The 14,286-nt window shown below is 68.7% G+C and carries 16 protein-coding genes; 10 read left to right on the top strand and 6 right to left on the bottom strand.

What is annotated here, in order from left to right; genetic code table 11:
* Positions 1-40 precede the first annotated feature (40 nt).
* The gene (locus D7044_RS32140) at positions 41-484 is read right to left on the bottom strand and encodes a hypothetical protein (RefSeq protein ID WP_147434659.1); all 444 of its coding nucleotides are present in this window, start codon (positions 482-484) and stop codon (positions 41-43) included.
* A gap of 109 nt (positions 485-593) precedes the next feature.
* Positions 594-1,130 (bottom strand): LOG family protein, encoded by a 537-nt coding sequence (locus D7044_RS13855; protein WP_120675465.1) that lies wholly within the window; start codon positions 1,128-1,130, stop codon positions 594-596.
* Positions 1,131-1,382: 252 nt separating this feature from the next.
* Between D7044_RS13855 and D7044_RS13850 the strand changes: the two genes are divergently transcribed.
* Both D7044_RS13850 and D7044_RS32135 read left to right on the top strand, forming a co-directional pair.
* Complete coding sequence (locus tag D7044_RS13850; RefSeq protein WP_120689152.1) at positions 1,383-1,742, top strand: hypothetical protein; 360 nt, start codon at positions 1,383-1,385, stop codon at positions 1,740-1,742.
* 339 nt (positions 1,743-2,081) lie between these two features.
* Positions 2,082-2,369 carry a hypothetical protein gene (locus D7044_RS32135; protein ID WP_147434658.1) on the top strand — a complete coding sequence of 96 codons (288 nt, stop codon included), beginning with the start codon at positions 2,082-2,084 and terminating at the stop codon, positions 2,367-2,369.
* A gap of 288 nt (positions 2,370-2,657) precedes the next feature.
* On the opposite strand, the gene D7044_RS13840 is transcribed toward D7044_RS32135, so the two are convergent.
* Positions 2,658-3,182, bottom strand: coding sequence for a RidA family protein (locus tag D7044_RS13840; RefSeq protein WP_120675471.1), 525 nt, complete (start codon positions 3,180-3,182; stop codon positions 2,658-2,660).
* 122 nt (positions 3,183-3,304) lie between these two features.
* Here D7044_RS13840 and D7044_RS13835 point away from each other — a divergent pair, with 122 nt between their 5' ends.
* Positions 3,305-3,730 carry an anti-sigma factor gene (locus D7044_RS13835; RefSeq protein WP_120675473.1) on the top strand — a complete coding sequence of 142 codons (426 nt, stop codon included), beginning with the start codon at positions 3,305-3,307 and terminating at the stop codon, positions 3,728-3,730.
* A 126-nt stretch (positions 3,731-3,856) separates the two neighbouring features.
* On the opposite strand, the gene D7044_RS13830 is transcribed toward D7044_RS13835, so the two are convergent.
* The gene (locus tag D7044_RS13830) at positions 3,857-4,297 is read right to left on the bottom strand and encodes a MerR family transcriptional regulator (protein WP_199716613.1); all 441 of its coding nucleotides are present in this window, start codon (positions 4,295-4,297) and stop codon (positions 3,857-3,859) included.
* Here D7044_RS13830 and D7044_RS13825 point away from each other — a divergent pair.
* From D7044_RS13825 to D7044_RS13805, 5 genes are all read left to right on the top strand, one after another.
* Positions 4,296-5,003 carry a methyltransferase domain-containing protein gene (locus D7044_RS13825; protein WP_120689258.1) on the top strand — a complete coding sequence of 236 codons (708 nt, stop codon included), beginning with the start codon at positions 4,296-4,298 and terminating at the stop codon, positions 5,001-5,003. The genes D7044_RS13830 and D7044_RS13825 overlap by 2 nt on opposite strands.
* Positions 5,004-5,242: 239 nt before the next feature.
* On the top strand, positions 5,243-5,782 hold the full coding sequence (locus D7044_RS13820; RefSeq protein WP_120675475.1) for a hypothetical protein: 540 nt from the start codon (positions 5,243-5,245) through the stop codon (positions 5,780-5,782).
* A 456-nt stretch (positions 5,783-6,238) separates the two neighbouring features.
* The gene (locus D7044_RS13815; RefSeq protein ID WP_120689150.1) at positions 6,239-7,171 is read left to right on the top strand and encodes a GNAT family N-acetyltransferase; all 933 of its coding nucleotides are present in this window, start codon (positions 6,239-6,241) and stop codon (positions 7,169-7,171) included.
* A gap of 150 nt (positions 7,172-7,321) precedes the next feature.
* Complete coding sequence (locus D7044_RS13810) at positions 7,322-8,257, top strand: sigma-70 family RNA polymerase sigma factor (RefSeq protein ID WP_120689148.1); 936 nt, start codon at positions 7,322-7,324, stop codon at positions 8,255-8,257.
* A 3-nt stretch (positions 8,258-8,260) separates the two neighbouring features.
* Positions 8,261-9,016 carry an alpha/beta fold hydrolase gene (locus D7044_RS13805; protein ID WP_120689146.1) on the top strand — a complete coding sequence of 252 codons (756 nt, stop codon included), beginning with the start codon at positions 8,261-8,263 and terminating at the stop codon, positions 9,014-9,016.
* Positions 9,017-9,273: 257 nt separating this feature from the next.
* Here the strand turns inward: D7044_RS13805 and fxlM are convergent, their stop codons facing one another.
* Both fxlM and D7044_RS13795 read right to left on the bottom strand, forming a co-directional pair.
* Positions 9,274-10,581, bottom strand: coding sequence for a methyltransferase, FxLD system (gene fxlM / locus D7044_RS13800; protein ID WP_233564978.1), 1,308 nt, complete (start codon positions 10,579-10,581; stop codon positions 9,274-9,276).
* A 112-nt stretch (positions 10,582-10,693) separates the two neighbouring features.
* Positions 10,694-11,218: a hypothetical protein gene (locus D7044_RS13795; RefSeq protein WP_120689142.1), complete on the bottom strand. Its 525-nt coding sequence runs from the start codon at positions 11,216-11,218 to the stop codon at positions 10,694-10,696.
* A gap of 464 nt (positions 11,219-11,682) precedes the next feature.
* Between D7044_RS13795 and D7044_RS13790 the strand changes: the two genes are divergently transcribed.
* Complete coding sequence (locus D7044_RS13790) at positions 11,683-12,873, top strand: amidohydrolase family protein (RefSeq protein ID WP_120689140.1); 1,191 nt, start codon at positions 11,683-11,685, stop codon at positions 12,871-12,873.
* A 209-nt stretch (positions 12,874-13,082) separates the two neighbouring features.
* Positions 13,083-14,282: a low temperature requirement protein A gene (locus D7044_RS13785; RefSeq protein WP_120689138.1), complete on the top strand. Its 1,200-nt coding sequence runs from the start codon at positions 13,083-13,085 to the stop codon at positions 14,280-14,282.
* The last annotated feature ends 4 nt before the right edge of the window (positions 14,283-14,286 follow it).

Here is a 14,286-nt window from a genome sequence, read left to right as displayed (position 1 = left end):
TACCCCAGGGCTCTAGCTCACCTGTCCGCCTGGTTGATGGTCAGGCCGGGACCGGTCGCACCACCAGCAGCCCGAACGTGCGGTCGTGTTCGCGGTGCAGCTCTCGTACCTCGAACGCGTCGCATACATGGCGTACCGTTCGCGCGAGGTGAATCCACACGTCTCGGTCTCGGTTCGGATCGCCTGGGTACACCGACCAGCCTCGTGAGCGTTGGGCTTCGCTCAGATCCAGATACCGGCTCACCGTTGGCGCTGGGCGCTTGGGAACAGCGAACGTCGCGAGCTGCTGCGCGCACCCGATCACCACCTTGACCAGGTCACCGGGCGGCCAAGCGACGATCGTCACTCGGTACCAGACGCGGCCGTCGTCCCATTGAAATCCGGCCCATTCGCACTCGGCGGGCAGGTCCGAGCCCGCCAGAAGTTGTCGCACCACAACAACGGCGTCGTCGTGGCCGTCCTTCAGTTTCAGCGTGCCGCTCACCCGAGCGACTATTCCATTGGACGTCGAGGGATGCCGATGGCTGAGGCTGCGGTGGGACGTCGGCCGCAGCCTGGCGCTCCAGCGTTCCCCTCCGCTACACCAAGAAGCCTCAGCCGTTCACCGCCGCGTCGAGGTACGCGAGGGCGTCCGCGCCGTCGGCGGAGACGTGCAGCAGGTCGTCCAGCGGGACCGGGAGGAAACCGTCCGCGTCCATTCGGCGCAGCTGTGCGGTCAGGCCGTCGTAGAAGCCGTCCGTGTTCAGCAGGACCACCGGCTTCGCGTGCAGAGCATGCTTCTTCAGTTCGAGGATCTCCGTCGCCTCGTCCAGGGTGCCCAGCCCACCCGCCAGGACCACGATGGCGTCCGCGCGCGCCAGCAGGAGAGCCTTACGTTCGGCGAGGTTCGCGGCGATCACCATCTCGTCCGCGTCCTCGCGGGCCACGTCCGCCAGGATCTCCACCGAGATGCCGACCAGGCGGCCGCCGGCGGCGCGTACCTCATCGGCGACGACCTTCATCAGGCCCATGTCCGAGCCGCCCCAGACCAGCGTGTGTCCGGCCTTGCCGATCAGCTCGCCGAAGACGCGGGCCGGGTTGGTGTAGCGCGCGTCGAGGTCCGCGGCGGAGAGGAAGACGCAGATGTTCATGCAGCGAGTGAACCACCCGCTACCGCCTCACCTTGCAGCGGATGCCCAGCGAGCCCGCCCACGCTTTCTCTCACCGGCCGTCGGGGTGGCCGAGGGGCTGCGGTGGGACGAAGGGCTCGGACGGGGTGGAGCTCATCGCCGGCGGCGACAAGAATCTGGTCGACAGCCGACGACGGCGCCGCAGTGACACGACTGGTTCGGTGATTGTCGCGGCGGATTCCTCGACTGGCTCAGCTGCTGATCGGTGAACAGATGGCTATGGACAAGACCTTGCTGTTGGGTGCCGCATCTCCTGACTGGGATCCACAAATGAGCGAGGTCGTGGCAGACCTCGAGGTGGTGCTCGGTTTCAGGCTCTTCCCAAAGCCGGCGGGAGAGGAGATGTTCCTCGGGGGCGACGATCGGGGTCACGCGTGGTTGACGCTGGAGTGGGAGGACTTTGAGCCGTTCCGGAGCCATCCCTTCAACCTCGACGTCACCACAAGCGAGCCGGAGCTGCCGTATGTGACCTCTCTGTTCGAGCGGTTGGCCGATCTTGCCCGGTATCGCGTGATCCTGCTGCTGGACCATGCCTGTATCCGATCGACGCACTTCCCGTGTGAGGCATGGTGACTCCTACCAGGCGGCCGCTGACCGGCAGCGGCGGCGCTGGCTTTACGAACGCGCGGAGGGTGCGGCCGACGGGTCGCACCCATGAGCCCGGTCCAGGCCCAGAAGATCATGGCAATTAGGATCAGTACCCGGCCGATACCCGACCAACCGTGGTCGGCCTGCAGCTCGCGCCACAGCCGGATCGGCGACCGGTTGTGGAATCACTCGCCTGACGGCGAACGCCGACAGTGGCTCATCGAGGGTGGCGACGACCGACTGTGGGTGGCCGTCCGCGACCTCGACCGGAGTATGAACCCGGAGAGTGGGTCCGGCTCGGCGAGCTCGAGGCGAGTGTGGGCGTTGACGGGCGACCGCTGGCAGGAGCAGTCCGGTCTGCCCGACGACAGCTTCGCGGCCGTTGCCGCGAACGGTGGGGTGTTGGCGGTGACCGGCGTCTACGGCGGCGGCGGTTACTGTGTCGACGGGCGGTACGTCGACAAGCCTGCCCTTGGTGGGAGGCAGCGGGACGGCGGCGAGGCTTTCATCGTGCGGGTGCTTCGGGACGACCCGATCGTCATGAGCTACCCGACGGGGATCTTCCTGGGCACCGGCTCCGGCGTCGACCGCTCCTGGACGCGGCTCTCCTGAGCCGCTGCCGGCACGCCACCGGCCCAACACAGAAGGGAGTGATGGACCGGCACGTGGGTCGTCTGGGGTCAGGCGCGGCGGTGGACGATCCGGCCAGCGTTGCATGGTCCCCAGGCGGGCGCCATCGACGGCGAAGACGGCCAGGTCAGCGCGACCGTCCTCAGCCGCTGGTCGGCGGGGCACCGTCAGCACGCTGAGTTTCGTCAGAGATCGGTAAACCCTGGGGCCGGCGGCGGTGTCTATCGGTAGGACCGAGCCGGCGTTAGAGGGTTCGGCCGTCCGGAAGTCTCACCGCGGCACCACAGCGATAACGTCGATCTCAATGAGCATCCCCTTCAGTGCCAGGGCGGGCACCGGAATCAGGGTCCATGCCGGCTTCCGGTCGCCCCAGACGCGATCGAACTCCTGTCGTACCACTGCAAACTTCTCCTCATTGTGGTCAACGATGAGGAGGTTGAACTTCGCTACGTCCGCCATCGTGGCGTCGGCGGCTGCCAGCACAGTTGCCGCGTTCGTCAGCGCTTGCCTGAGTTGCGTCCCGAAGTCCTCCGACAGAACGCCGTCCTCGGTCTCGCCGCCTTGTCCAGCTGGAAGGATCATCCGCCAGCCGGCCGGGAAGATCGCAAGATGTGAGTAGGCGTTCGGCCGAGGATCGTAGAGACCCTTTGGATTGATGAACTTCAGCCCGTCAACTTCTCCCGCGTGGACGTTATGGACCACGTCGCCCTTCCCCTCTGCGTCTCTGTGAGGACGGCTGCTCTCGAGGGACCTGAGGTGGTCACCGAAGATGCTCGTGTCATTACTCGACGTCATCGCGAGTCTAGTCAGTCAGACCTGGTGGCGTCGGAGTCTTGGCCACCTGCAAATTCGGCGAGACCGTGACTCGGCCGACCCGCACGCGGTCGCGCCCGATCGCGAGATCAGCGACTCCACCCATGCCGACCAGCTCGCCAAGGGCCCACCCTGGCCGCTACTCGAGTGGTACCTCAGCGAGCACCAGTTCATCGCGGCCTGCGCACCAGGCACGGCAGATCGCCGCCGTCCTGGACGCCCCGGACGCCCAGGTGTTCGAGCGGTCGTTGCAGCCCCGCGGTGCCGCGACCGTGGTCGTCTCCCGTGATCGCGACAGCGGTGTGGTGCTGCTCCGCGACCTGCCCGATCCCGGCCCCGGGCGGACCTACGAGCTCTGGCTCATCCGCGGCACCGAGCCCCGCAAGGTGGGGCGACTCGCCGCGGGGGTCAGGGCGTCGACCACGGTTATCGGCCCGTTCGCGGAGGCAGGCACGTTCGGGGTGTCCAACGAGCCCGTCGGCGGCTCCGTCACCCCCACACGGATCGTGGGAACAGTCGAGCTGAGTTGAGCTGGACCGGGCCGGCCGCGATCACACCGTCGGCCGGCCCGCTCCTGTCCGCCGCCCGCATGTCGCATCACCAGGCTCCATCGCATCGCCACTACCACCGCGATACTGGCCGCGTCCTCGCGCCGGTCAGCGCACGCTGCCCGTGACCTGCACTGACGCTGCGAGGTGGGCCTGGTAGGTGGGGCAGGTCGCGATGTCCTCGTGCGAACAGTTCAGCCCGGCTTCGAGAAGATCGAGCGCCGATTGCAGCGCCGCCATCCTGTCCTGCAAAGCGCGGTGGTTGCGGCGCAGCACGTCCTTGCGGGCTGCCGGGTCGCGCGCGGCGAGGAACGCGCGGATGTCCGGTAGCGGTAGGCCGGCCTGTTTCGCGCGCACGATCGAGGCTACCCGGAACAGATCGTCGCGGGTGTAGCGGCGGCGGTCACCCTCGGCGCGGGCAGGGGAGAGTAGGCCCACCGACTCCCAGTGCCGCAGCACGTGCGCTGGCAGGCCGAAGTGGTCCGCCACCTGACCGATCGTCATCGGGCTTGACTTCATGTCGACATTACGTCGGACCATGGCGGGCATGTCCAGTCTCCTCGCCGCTCTCGACGCCGCTGACGCGCAGCCCGTGGCTGTCGAGCTGCGCGCCCGTTCCTACGAGTTACTCGGCGACTTCACCGGCCGAACCGTGGTTGACGCCGGTTGCGGCAGTGGCCGTGCGGTCGCCGAGCTGGCCGAGCGCGGAGCCCACGCAATCGGCGTCGACCTCGACCCGGAAATGATCGCGGTGGCCCGGGAACGCTGGCCTGCCGGCGAGTTCCACGTCGCCGACGCCTGCGAGCTACCACTCGAGACCGGATCAGTTAGCTGCTACCGCGCAGAGAAGGTGTTGCACACGCTCGCCGACCCGCTGCGAGCCGTGCTCGAGGCCCGCCGAGTGCTCGTGCCGGGAGGACGGGCCGTGCTGCTTGGCCAGGACTGGGACATGATCGCCATCGACTCGGATGAGCCAGAGACCACCCGCCGGCTGGTCCACGCGAAGGCGGATCTGCTCCCGTCGCCGCGCATTGCCCGCAGGTACCGCAACCTGTTGCTCGACGCCGGGTTCACCGACCCGGTAGTCGAGGTACACACCGGTGTGTTCACTGATGGCACCGCGCTCACCCTGCTGCAACGGATCACCGACGAGGGGCGCTGGCTCGCCGAGCAGGCCGAGCGAGCCCGCGCGAACCGGATCCTCGTCGCGGTGCCGATGTTCCTCGTCGCAGCGCAGAAATTACGCCACCAATGACGCGAGACTGAGACAGGCCATGACCGGCGCGCCGACCAGCGCTTCCACGTGGCCGACCGGCACCTCATCGGTGGCCGGGGTCGTCCTGGACGCGATATTGCCCCTGGGAAACCGCCCGATCCATCTGCGCCCGCGATGCCGTCGCCGGCCGTACAGCTGAGCGAGCTGGTCACGACAACACCATTCGAGGCATCGCCCGCAGAATAAGTGCCAACGTCGGATCGCTAGAAAGAGGCGCGATGAACCGTTCGGTCAACTGGAGGTCGCCGGTTCTGCCGGTCCTCCTGGTCCTCGCTGTCGTGCTGATCTGGCTGGCCAGAGGGGCGTTCAACGGGCCGGACGACCAGTTCGCATCGTTCCCCTCGGTGGCGGACAGGCTCGTACACGAGACGGACGTCCAGACGTTCCTCGGCCGAGAGGAGGCGGCGCGTTGCGAACGGAGCGACGACGGCCGACGCCAGCAGGTGGAGACATGCCTGTGGGGTGCTCCCGAGGCCAGCCAGTTGACCGTCGCGGTCATTCGGCATGCTGCCGAGGCGACCGCGATCAAGGAATTCCGTCGGCCCATCGTGCCACCGAACATCGAGATTCCCGGCCTCGGCGACGAGGGTGCGCGCTCCGCGGAATCCGCCGCCGAACCGGAGGTGTTGTTCCGCCGCGGATACATCGTGGTGTCGATCTGGTACGTCGTCGCCGACGGGGACCCGAGCGAACGGATGCCAGGCATGGTCTCGCTCGCGCGCGCCATCGACAACCGACTCGATTCATTCGTCGCTTAGGTCCGAGGGGCAGACGCCCGAGGACCGGGTGGAGTGGAGGCGAGGACTCATGGCAGGCACCCCAGCCAGGTGAACGCTGCTGTTGCACATCGGGACGAGATCGTCGAACTGGGGGAGGAGTACGCACGCCGACCTCCGCTCAAGTGCGAGGCGTCGGCCGGTGATCGCCTCCGGGCGACGGTCGGGGCAAGGACCTCGCGTGCCATGAGCGTGCCGTTGGGCGAGGACAACACTGGCGCGCCGAGGCCACGAGAGACTGCCGAGACCAAGCCGCCAAGCCTGTGGTTCGCGGGTGGCTGGATGGTCGGAGACTGCCCGACAAGGAGATCCGCCTCTACCGTCGCCAGCAGCACCGCCACTTCCAACACCAAGGGCACTTCCGCCGTGCTGGCGTCGCCGGCCATCTCACTTGGTACGCCCTGCGAGTCATGGTGCGGGCTTCGCTAGCCTCTGCACATGATCATCTACCGTGCTGCTGCTCCCGCGGACCTCGACCGCGTCACCTCGTGGACCGTGACCGAGCCCGTGGGGTGGATTCCCGCCGACCGTTACCTGGCCGAACTGGCCGAGGGCATGTACCGGCCGGAATGGACGTGGATCGCCGAGCACGACGGTCAGGTCGTGGGACGGGCATTGTGGTGGGGGCCGAAGGGCAGCCCGCATCCGGTCGCGCTCGACTGCCTCGACGTGGATCCTGCCGTGGGTGACCGTGCCGCTGTCGCCGCCGAGCTGATGAGGGCCGCGCTGGCCGGGTTCCCGGAGCCGGTGCAGTACAGGATCAAGGTCACCCGTGGCTGGCGCGACGATCCGGCCACCTCGGCAGCCGTGGAGTGGCGGCGGGCGGCGGCGCACGCGGCGGGCCTCACTCGGGAGGTGGAGCGGCTGCAGTTCGAGTGGGCACCCGCCGACGGGGTGCCCCCCGCGGCCGGCAGGCTGCGGTTCGCCGAGGCCTCCGACGAGGAGTTCCTCGCGGTGTTCAGGAGAATCGCCGAGGGCAGCCTGGACGCCCAGACCCGTGCGAACCTGGCCGCCAAGGGCGTGGATGCGACCGCACGCGAGGAGATGGACTTTTATCTCAGGGCGCCGGGCATGCGCGAGTGGTGGCGGATCGCCTACACGCGCGAGGGCGAGGTGGCGGGCATGGCGATTCCCTCCGCGACCTCGTACAACGTGAACGTCGGCTACCTCGGGGTGGTGCCGGAGTTCCGCGGGCGTGGCTACGTGGACGAGGTGCTCGCCGAGATCACCCGCCTTCACGCGGCAAACGGGGAGTCGCGCATCACCGCCACCACCGACATGGGCAACACGCCTATGGCGGCCGCCTTCGGTCGCGCCGGATACCGCAACACGGAGATCCGGATCAACCTTTCCAACGACGTCCAGCCCTAGACAGATAAGACCGGCACCGACCCCGCAAACACGGGCTCGGACCGCCTCGCCGAGGCTGCGGGTCGGAGGGCAGGCCGGGCCATCCGCGTCGTCGAACCGCCGTGGACCCTGAAGCCAGGTGTCGGGCTCGGCACTTACCGTGGGCGGGTGATGTTCGAGGATCGGTTGGAAGTGCACCGCGTTGAGCTGACCGGCTACTGCTATCGCATGCTCGGCTGCGCCGCCGAGGCCGAGGATGCCGTGCAGGAGACTCTGCTTCGGGCCTGGAAGAGTGCTGATCGGTTCGACGAGCGCAGAGCGGGTCTGCGTACCTGGTTGCACCGGATCGCCACCAACGTCTGCCTCGACATGACCCGCAGCGTGCAGCGGCGTGCCCTCGCCATGGATCTCGGCCCGTCCTCACCTGTCGGGGCTGGCCTCGGCGCGCCGTTGAGCGCCGCCGCCTTCGTGCGACCCGTCCCGGACCGGCGCGTGCTCCCTGTCGACGGCGATCCGGCGGAGCTCGCCGTGCAGCGCGACACGATCCGGCTGGCGTTCGTCGCCGCCCTGCAGCAATTGGCGCCGCGCCAGCGGGCGGTGCTCATCCTGCGTGAGGTGCTCTGCTGGTCGGCGGAGGAGGTCGCGACACTCCTCGACATGAGCCCGGCCGCAGTCAACAGTGCCCTGCAGCGTGCCCGGGCCAGCATCTCCGCGCGCGACCAACCGGGCGGAACCAGTGAGGTGGCCGAGGACCTGCTCGGACGGTACGTCCAGGCGTTCACCGCCTACGACGTCGACGGCCTCGTAGCGCTGCTGCACGAGGACGCCACCATGTCGATGCCGCCGTTCGCCTGGTGGCTCGACGGCCGGGAAGCGATCCGGGCCGCCCTGCTCGGCGCGGCCGGCGTGTGTGCCGATGACCGGCTCGTCCGTACCGCGGCCAACGGCTCACCGGCATTCGGGCAATACCGCGGCCGGCAGGCTATCGGCCTGGTCATCCTGGATGTTCGGGACGGGCTGATCGCGGCCACGACGTCGTACCTCGAGCCGTCCCTGTTCGCACTGTTCGGTCTGCCGATGAGTTTGGAACCGCCGCCTCGTATGTAGTGCATGACCAACATCGTTGACATGTGGCACGACGAACGCGGCGCCGGCGACCCGGTGGTGCTCCTGCACGGCGGCCTGACCGACAGCCGCTGCTTCACCGCCAACCTCGACGGCCTCGCCGACACCTTCCGGGTGTACCTGCCCGACCGGCGTGGCCACGGCCGCACCCCCGATGCTCCCGGCCCGATCACCATCGAGCTGATGGCGCAGGACACCATCGCGTTCCTCGAGCAGTTGGTCGGCGCCCCGGCCCGGCTGGTCGGCTACAGCGCCGGCGGCACGGTGGCGCTGCGGGTGGCGATGCGCCGCCCTGACCTGGTCGAACGTCTCGTCCTGATCAGCACGGCCTACGACCTCGACGGACTGATCTTTAAACCGTCAGCCGGTGGCGAGATGCCCGCCGAAATCGTCGACGCCTACGCCGAGGTGTCACCCGACGGCCGGGACCACTTCCCGGTGGTAGTCGACAAGATCGCCCATGCGGCGGCGACCGAGCCCGCCCCAGACCCGGCCGACCTGCGCGCCGTGACCGCCCGCACCCTCGTCCTGGCCGGCGACGACGACCTCGTCACACTCGACCACACGGTGGCGCTCTACCGGGCGCTGCCCACCGCCGAGCTCGCCGTACTGCCAAACGCCAGTCACCTGCTGCTGCTGGAACACGCCGACGCGGTGCGCGACATCGTCCTGAAGTTCCTGACCACCGACGCTGCCGCGACATACATGCCGATCGCGCGCGCCGACCAACCCTCCCGCTGAGCGGCGCTGCGCCCCACAAGCCGCCTGCGGTCCAACCGCTCTCACATCCGCACTTCCCGAACGTAGAGATCATGACAGGTTGAGGCCGCCGAGGGATCAACAACCGAGGCATTCCCGGAGATCACGTACACGAGGACGGTCGGAAAGCTTGAACAGCGCCGCGCCGCGGCCATAGCGGCGGGGCGCTTCTCGGGTTGCGGTCGCCTTTCTGCTTCCCGAGTTTCCGCACACGGTCACGAGGACCGGGTCGTCGGCTGTCACGCGCGGCTCCTCGATGTGGTCCAGGTGATCGCGGTGGTGCTGTGCCGGCGGGCCACGACAAGACGGGGCTGGTCCGTGGGCGGGGGAATGGTTCCGTTCGGGTAGACGGCGATGTGCGGGCCGGGCGTGTTGCGGTGGTGGCGGTCCCAGTCGGCGATGAGGTCAAGCAGGTGTTGGGTGAGCGGGGCGGCGTGGGGGCCGTAGCCGCGGGCGCCGAACTGCCAGGCAGTGTCGTCGAGTCTGCGGATGGTGAGGTAGGTGATGCTGTCGTCGGTGAGCAGAGCGGGGCACGCCACCCAGTTCTGCGGCTCAAGGTCCGCGGCGCGGTCGCGGTCGACGGCGAGTTGTCCGTAGGGGTGTGGTTGGCTCGCCAGCCATAGGTGCAGGGAGTCGAATGACGTCGCGGGTGGGGTGGTGACCGCCGACCAGGCCTCGATATGGGGTCCGTTCAGTGTGCTGGTCTGGGCGTCGAAGTTCAGGGCCTGGGTGTCGGGGTCGTCGATGCATAGCGTCACGTCGTCGCCGCGTAGGGCCCGTCGAGTGACGGAGTTGGCGGCGGCGCCTCGCATGGGTACGAAGCCGCAGACGATCGAGTCGATGGCGATGAGGTGATTGGTTTCGCGGGTGAGGGTGAGGCATCGCGTGTTGCCGCGCATCCGTAGGGGCACGACGAGGATGCCCTCGGGGGCGAGTTGGTCGATCCAGGCGGGTGGGATGTCGCTGGCTTCGACGGTGACGATGACCGCGTCGTATGGCGCGGCGGCGGGCCGGCCGGTTTCTGCGTCCGCCGTGGCGACCTGGACGTGCGGATAACCTGTGCTGTCGAGCGCGGCTCGAGCCTGGGCTGTGACGTCGGGGTCGATGTCGATGCTGGTGACGTTGCCGTGCGGGCCGACGACTTCGGCGATGAGTGCGGCGTTGTAGCCGCCGGAGCCGATCTCCAGGACGCGCGCGCCGGGGCGTAGGCGGGCGGCGTGCAGCATCATCGCTTGCAGCCAGGGCGCGGAGATCGAACTCGTCGCGCGCCCGTCCGGGCCACGTTTGGTGATGATCACGTCGTCGGCGTACGTGGCGTCGATGCTGACATCGTCGGGTGCGAACAGATGCCGCGGCACCCGGCGAAATGCCCGCTCCACCGCTGGCGAGGTGATCCTTCCGTCGGCGAGGAGTTGGTCGACGAGCCTCGCGCGCGCCTCGTCGTCGGAGATGGTGTCGAGCGCGGAACCAGCCATCGTCTGACCTCCGTGGGCGGGAGTCGGCGGGGATGCGGGGCGCGCAACGACAATATAGGGCGCATGTGACAAAAGAGCTCGCCTGGATCCAGTTGGTGGCGGCAGCCGCGCAGGCGGTGACGCGGTCGGTAACTGTTCGGCCTGTCGATGTGAGGATGCGGCGGCAGCCGAGCGGTCCGACACGCTATCGAGACGGTGCTCGAACCGGGGCGACGCGCCGCCGGTAGTCGGCGGCCACGGCGATGACGAGCGGACCCCAAGCGAGCAGCGGGACGTAGTACCGGAGCACCTCCCAGCCGGGCACCGGATGTGCGGGTTCGTCGCTGCCGACGCCGGCCCATCCGCGCGGCACGAAGTGGAACATCTGGTTCAGGACGAAGTACACGGTGATCGCGACCAGCACTAAGCCGCCGGCCATCGCGAGGATCACGACGGGGCGAGCTGGGATCGACCGGCCTCCGAGCAGCGGTACCCGGGCCGGCACCTGTTGTCCCCAACGATGCACCAGCCCGAGTGTCGACAGGGCAAGCAGCATCGACAGGACGGACAGGAAGATCATGTACCACGTGCTAGCGGCGTCGTCGGTGAACAGCAGGGACAGTCGCCAGACCGCGGACGGCAGGACGCAGAGCGGGACGGCGTAGGCGGCCCAGACCGCCCAGGGCGATGGTGCCGCAGCCGAGGTACGCGTAGAGTCGGTGGGACTCACGAGTGCTCCGATCTTTCGAGGGGCCGAGTCGCTGAGGCATCGGCCGTGACCTGGTCAGGCTGGCTCAGCGAACGGCCGGTGTTCGTGGCCCGCTCCCGACGAGGCCGGGCAGCCACCCCAGGACTGACAGAACATCGCCTGACGGTCATGGATCAACGCTCTGCGACGACTGGTCGCCGTGTCCTCCCGGTAGCGGGGGGATGCGCTCCCTCTACCGGGGGAGTGCAGACCTCGGATCGTGAGGTTTGCTGGAGAGCGAGGGGAAGTCCGGGATGCGCGAAGACATCGTCGAGTAGGTCGGAGTGGGCAAAATGGACTGGAATGCGCTGGCCGATGCCGGCGGTGACGTCACCCGGGTCTCGGAACCGCACATCAATGAGCACCCGGTATTCCGGCGACGTTGACGTTTGAATCGCGGCGCGAGACGGGCAACTCGGCTCTAACTCAGATGAGCGGGGAAGTTGATGACGAAGCATGCTGTCCGGGCGGCGCGGATGTTCGACGGCGAGCGGCTGGTGGACGGCGGGGTGCTGGTCCTGCTGGACGACGGGCGCATCGCCGACGTGCACCAGGGCCGGACCGAGGTGCCGGCGGGCTGGCCGGTGCGCGAGGAGCCGGACGGCACCGTGCTGCCCGGCTTGATCGACGCGCATGTGCATCTGTGTACCGATGCTGGGCTCGACGCGCTCGGCCGGCTCGCCGAGCGTCCCGAGCCCGACCTCGATGCGGTCATCGAGGCGTCACTGCGCTCACACGTGGCGGCCGGCGTCACGACGGTTCGGGACCTCGGCGACCGGCGCGGCGCCGTGCTCCAGTGGCGGGACCAGGAGGTGCGTGACGATCTGCCAACGGTGGTGGCGTCGGGCGCGCCGATCACCAGCGTCGGCGGGCACTGCTGGTCGATGGGGGGCGAGGCGAGCGGCGTCGACGAAATTCGCGAGGCCGTGCGGTTGCGGGCAGAGGCCGGCGCCGACGTCGTGAAGGTCATGGCCAGCGGTGGGGTGTTCACCCCCGGTACCGACACCTCCCGGCCTCAGTTCAGCGACCGGGAGCTGACCGCTGCGCTGACCCGGGCGCACGACCTGGGCCTGCCGGTGACCGCGCACGCGCACGCGCTCAGCGCGGTCGAGCAGGCGCTGCGCGTCGGCGTCGACGGCATCGAACACTGCACGTGCGTGACCGCGACCGGCGCCCACGTCCCCGACGATCTCGCGAACCGCCTGGCCACGTCCGGGGTGGCGGTCTGTGCCACGCTCGGCACCGACCCGGCCGTGGTCACGCCACCGGAGGTGGTGGCGATGGCGGCGCGGCTCGGGCTCAGCGAGGCCACGCTGCGCGACGGCGCCACGACGCTGCATCGGGCCGGGGTCCGCCTGGTGGCCGGCTCGGACGCGGGCCTCGGCCCGGCGAAGCCGCACGGGATCCTGCCGGAGACGCTCGTCGAGTACGTCGCATGCGGGATCCCCGCCACCGCCGCACTCGCCGCGGCCACCTCGGTCGGTGCCGAGGTCTGTGGTCTCGGACGGCGCAAGGGCTACGTCCGCCCCGGATTCGACGCCGACCTACTGGTCGTGAACGGCGACCCGACGAGCGACATCACCGTACTGCGCCGCCCGCTCGCCGTGTACCGCGCCGGCGACCCGGTGAGCGGATGACTGCTGCCCGGCATGGCTGAGTCATGCAGACCATGCCGAAATGATTGGTCTCGACCTGTGGCCTGACGCGATCAAGATCAGTTTCTGCGATCGTGCCCGCCAGACCGAAACCCACATTGCGTGCATCTTCCCGTGGGCGGCGCGGCGACGTGGTACGACTGCTTCAGCGACAAGCCGACGACGCGGACGGGCCGGTGACGACGAACAGAGTGGCCAATCTGCTGCGCAAGCGGGAGAGTCCGCAGCGGCCGACCTTCCTGGAACTGTTCTTCGATCTGGTGTACGTATTCGCGCTCACTCGAATCGTGCACGAGTTGGTGCTGGACTACACCAGGGGCCACGTCGCCGAGACGTTGAGCACTTCGCTGTCGGAGAACGGCGAGACCCTGCTCCTGCTCTTGGCCCTCTGGTCGATCTGGACCCAGACGGCGTGGACGACGAGCAGATTCGACCCGTTCCAGCCGGCGATCCAGGTCGTTGTCGTCGCGACGATGCTCGGGAGTCTGTTCCTGGCGGTCGCGATATCCGGGGCTCTCGCCTCGACCGGCATGCTCTTCGCGGGCACGTACACGGCGATCCAGGTGGGCCGCACCCTCTTCTTCGTACTCACCTTGCGAGGTCACGGTCTGCGCCGCGTCAACATGCTCGCGCTCGTCTGGTTCGCCGCGTCGGCCGTACCGTGGCTGGTCGGCGCCTTCGCACCAGAGCTGACGCGAAATCTGCTGTGGGCGCTGGCCGTGGCCATCGACTACCTGGGGGCCAGACTCGGCTGGCCGGTGCCGGGGCTGGGTCGCTCGCGGGTGTCCCCGTGGGCCGTCGCGGGCGAGCACCTCGCCGAACGCTACTGGCAGCTCGTCATCGTCGCGCTCGGTGAGACGATCCTGACCTCCGGATCCAGCCTTCTGCGCGGTCCGATCGTGGCTGAACGAACGTTGGCCCTTACCTTGTCATTCCTCACCACGGTGTTGCTGTGGCGGATCTACTTCTACCGAGCCGGCCAGATCTTGGGTGAGGCCATCGCGGCATCCGCCAATCCCGGCCGGCTCGGTCGGTCGGCCGAGTTCTCTCATCTGCTCATGGTGACCGGCGTCGTCGTCACCTCAGCCGGTTCCGAACTCCTCCTCATGGACCCGACCGGACACGCCAAACCCGCCTGGGTCAGTGCCATCCTCGGCGGGCCCGCGCTCTACCTCGCCGGGCGCTCACTATTCGAGTATGTGGCCTTCGCCCGCGTGTCCCGGCCACGGCCGATCGGGATCCTCGTGCTCTTGGCCATTGCGCCGTTGATGGTCGGCCGCCCGCCACTCGGGGTCGCCGCGGCAGCTGCCGTGGTCCTGCTCGGCGTCGCCGTCTCGGACGCGATCCGAGCTCACGGGCGCCCCTTGGAGCAGGCCTCGCCGCCACGCTGACGGT

It is taken from the genome of Micromonospora musae, from assembly GCF_003626635.1.
Lineage (GTDB): Bacteria > Actinomycetota > Actinomycetes > Mycobacteriales > Micromonosporaceae > Micromonospora > Micromonospora musae.
The sequence above is the reverse complement of the archived record's forward strand: the minus strand, read 5'-3'. Positions and strand labels throughout refer to the sequence as shown.

Bases quoted from the DNA above. Each gene is read 5' to 3' on its own strand.
- D7044_RS13790 (WP_120689140.1), top strand. From the start codon at position 11,683: ATGACGAAGCATGCTGTCCGGGCGGCGCGGATGTTCGACGGCGAGCGG.
- D7044_RS13810 (WP_120689148.1), top strand. From the start codon at position 7,322: ATGTTCGAGGATCGGTTGGAAGTGCACCGCGTTGAGCTGACCGGCTAC.
- D7044_RS13850 (WP_120689152.1), top strand. From the start codon at position 1,383: ATGGCTATGGACAAGACCTTGCTGTTGGGTGCCGCATCTCCTGACTGG.
- D7044_RS13840 (WP_120675471.1), bottom strand. From the start codon at position 3,182: ATGACGTCGAGTAATGACACGAGCATCTTCGGTGACCACCTCAGGTCC.
- D7044_RS13805 (WP_120689146.1), top strand. From the start codon at position 8,261: ATGACCAACATCGTTGACATGTGGCACGACGAACGCGGCGCCGGCGAC.
- D7044_RS13830 (WP_199716613.1), bottom strand. From the start codon at position 4,297: ATGCCCGCCATGGTCCGACGTAATGTCGACATGAAGTCAAGCCCGATG.
- D7044_RS13835 (WP_120675473.1), top strand. From the start codon at position 3,305: ATGCCGACCAGCTCGCCAAGGGCCCACCCTGGCCGCTACTCGAGTGGT.
- D7044_RS13820 (WP_120675475.1), top strand. From the start codon at position 5,243: ATGAACCGTTCGGTCAACTGGAGGTCGCCGGTTCTGCCGGTCCTCCTG.
- D7044_RS13855 (WP_120675465.1), bottom strand. From the start codon at position 1,130: ATGAACATCTGCGTCTTCCTCTCCGCCGCGGACCTCGACGCGCGCTAC.
- D7044_RS13815 (WP_120689150.1), top strand. From the start codon at position 6,239: ATGATCATCTACCGTGCTGCTGCTCCCGCGGACCTCGACCGCGTCACC.
- D7044_RS13825 (WP_120689258.1), top strand. From the start codon at position 4,296: ATGTCCAGTCTCCTCGCCGCTCTCGACGCCGCTGACGCGCAGCCCGTG.